This is a genomic window from Microcoleus sp. LAD1_D5, assembly GCF_036702115.1.
Taxonomy (GTDB): domain Bacteria; phylum Cyanobacteriota; class Cyanobacteriia; order Cyanobacteriales; family Microcoleaceae; genus Microcoleus.
Genome location: NZ_JAUBSA010000167.1, coordinates 1 through 2,284 on the forward strand (window position 1 = coordinate 1; position 2,284 = coordinate 2,284).

At 43.3% G+C, this 2,284-nt stretch carries 1 protein-coding gene; it reads right to left on the bottom strand.

The features are described from left to right. Positions 1-253: 253 nt before the first annotated feature. Positions 254-2,179, bottom strand: coding sequence for an alpha-amylase family glycosyl hydrolase (locus QUA70_RS28315; RefSeq protein WP_333324916.1), 1,926 nt, complete (start codon positions 2,177-2,179; stop codon positions 254-256). Positions 2,180-2,284 lie beyond the last annotated feature (105 nt).

Below are 2,284 nucleotides of genomic sequence, written 5' to 3' on the forward strand. Positions count from 1 at the left end.
TTAATAATTAAATGGGGTCGCAAAATCAAAAATAAGGGCAATGCTTGTATCACAGTTTAAATGTGCAACAGCTTATTTAAAAAGTAATGAATTATGAGTTGCAGTTACTAATTAAATTTCACACCAGTTACGTACATACTAAATCAACCGGGTTTTAAAAAGATAATCGAAAGCCTTAAGGAAGTATTTTCGTTCATCAAACCCGGTTTCTGTGCCTAAAACGGCTGCCCTCAAAACTCACAAATTAAAACTCTTAAGACTCCCGTCCACTCGCCCACTTATCCCGCCATTTCACAGTTCCTTCCGAAACTAAAACCCAGCGGCGACAAACCAGATTTTCTCGCAGTGGCGACTGTCCTTCCCGTAGCAGCGCATACTTATAAGAAATCAACTTCCCCGCACTTTCATTAAAAGGAATTTCCCCAAACCAAGTATTAGTATTGATATACTCCAACGGGTAACCCTTACTAATATCCCAATTCCCTAATTCAGGACAATCTCCTATCACCACAATTTTTTCCCCAGGCTGAGTTCTAACGCTGTTAAGCTGCGCCCGCACAATAGTTTTCGCCTTAACTCGCTCTCCGACGCGGCTAAAAATCATTACTTCCCGCGAACCCAACTCTAAGTTGTACAGCATTCCATCTTTAACTTCAAACTTACGGCGCGATAAAACCTCCGTATGCTCTCCATCAGGCAGCTCAGTATCAACCTCTTTAATTGTAACAAAATTGCCACGATTCATGGCTACAAACACCACGGAATCGCGATAGCGGCGCACATAACAATAAACATCAGCAGTTAGATATTTTTGCCACTGACTCCCCATCGAAATAGCTGGATTCAGCCGCCGCAATCCCGACAGCAACCGCACATCTCGGTAAATTGGCGAATCAGTATCCCACTTTTCCATCATCGGGCGGTTGTAGGGGTCATTTCCCCCATCTGTATCATCGTGCAGATACTGTTCGGTGCCGTAATAAATGCAGGGAATGCCGCGAGTTGTCATAATTAAACCAATCGCCAACTGCAGCATTTGTGGATCGGGATTCAACGACTGAAACCTCGGCATATCGTGGTTGTCAATAAAAGTAATCAACTCCGTCGCCCCGTAGTAGCGGTGATCCAAATTCAGCACATCTTGGACTAACTTAAATCCCGCGCCCGCACCCTTTCCCAATACGTCTCGAATTGCCACGCACAGACCAAAATCTAAAATAGTCATCCCCGACTCGTTAACAAATTCCACGGAACGATCGTTTCTAGGGTCGCTGTAAATCCATTCGCCAAAAATGAAAACATCAGGTCTGTGTGTTAAAATGTCAGCATTAAATTCCTGCCAAAACCAAATAGGCATATGCTTGACTGTATCAACGCGCAAAGCATCAACGCCTCTGTCCAGCCACTGTTTAATGGCGGATTTAATGTAACGGCGGTATTGAGTATTATTTTCGTTGAAAGTTGCTAAACCAGACAGTTCGCAATTTTGGACTTGCCATTCATCTTCCCAGTTGGTGACTTCGCCGTAGTGGTGATACCAGTGATCTTCATCGTCGTTAAAGTCAGCTATTTTTACACCGTCGTCGTAGAGTTCCCCTTTTTTTCCACTAAAATCAGGGTTGCTGTGATTGCAGACAATATCGAGCACGAGTTTCATGTTTCGCTGGTGCAACTCGTCTACTAATTTGTCAAATACGGTATCTTTAGTTTCTTGTGTTTGGTTGATAGAAGGATTGTCGCCTTTGGCAATATAGCGTGGGTTTAGTCGCTTGAAATCTTTAGTCCAGTAGCCGTGAATCGCTGCTTGTTCGACAAATAATGCTTCTACTTGCTCGAACAGTGGCGTCAGCCAAACTGCGGTAATACCCATATCTTTTAAGTAGTCGAGTTTGTCGATAACTCCCTGCAAGTCACCGCCCCAATATCTGCCCCAATCTTTGCCTTCGGGATCGTAAAGTTCTGGGTTTGGGCCTTCGTTATTTGTGGGGTCGCCGTCGTAAAAGCGATCGACTACAAGGAAATAAATTGTTTCTTGTCGGAATTCAATGTCTCTGGTGTAAAGGAATTCTAAATCTAGTTCGCTTTCTGGCTTAACTTCTTGTACCAGAGACTCAATTTTTTCTTCTTGTTCGCTAACTTCGTATTGAGAGGAAGTTTGATTTGGAGTGACTGGTGTCATGAGATGTATTTTTTATATTGTAAGATTGTTGAAATGCTCACCGTCCTAAAGGAGCGGTGATTCTTGACGCTTCATCGGGATTTGCTACCGAAGTAGTCTGACAAT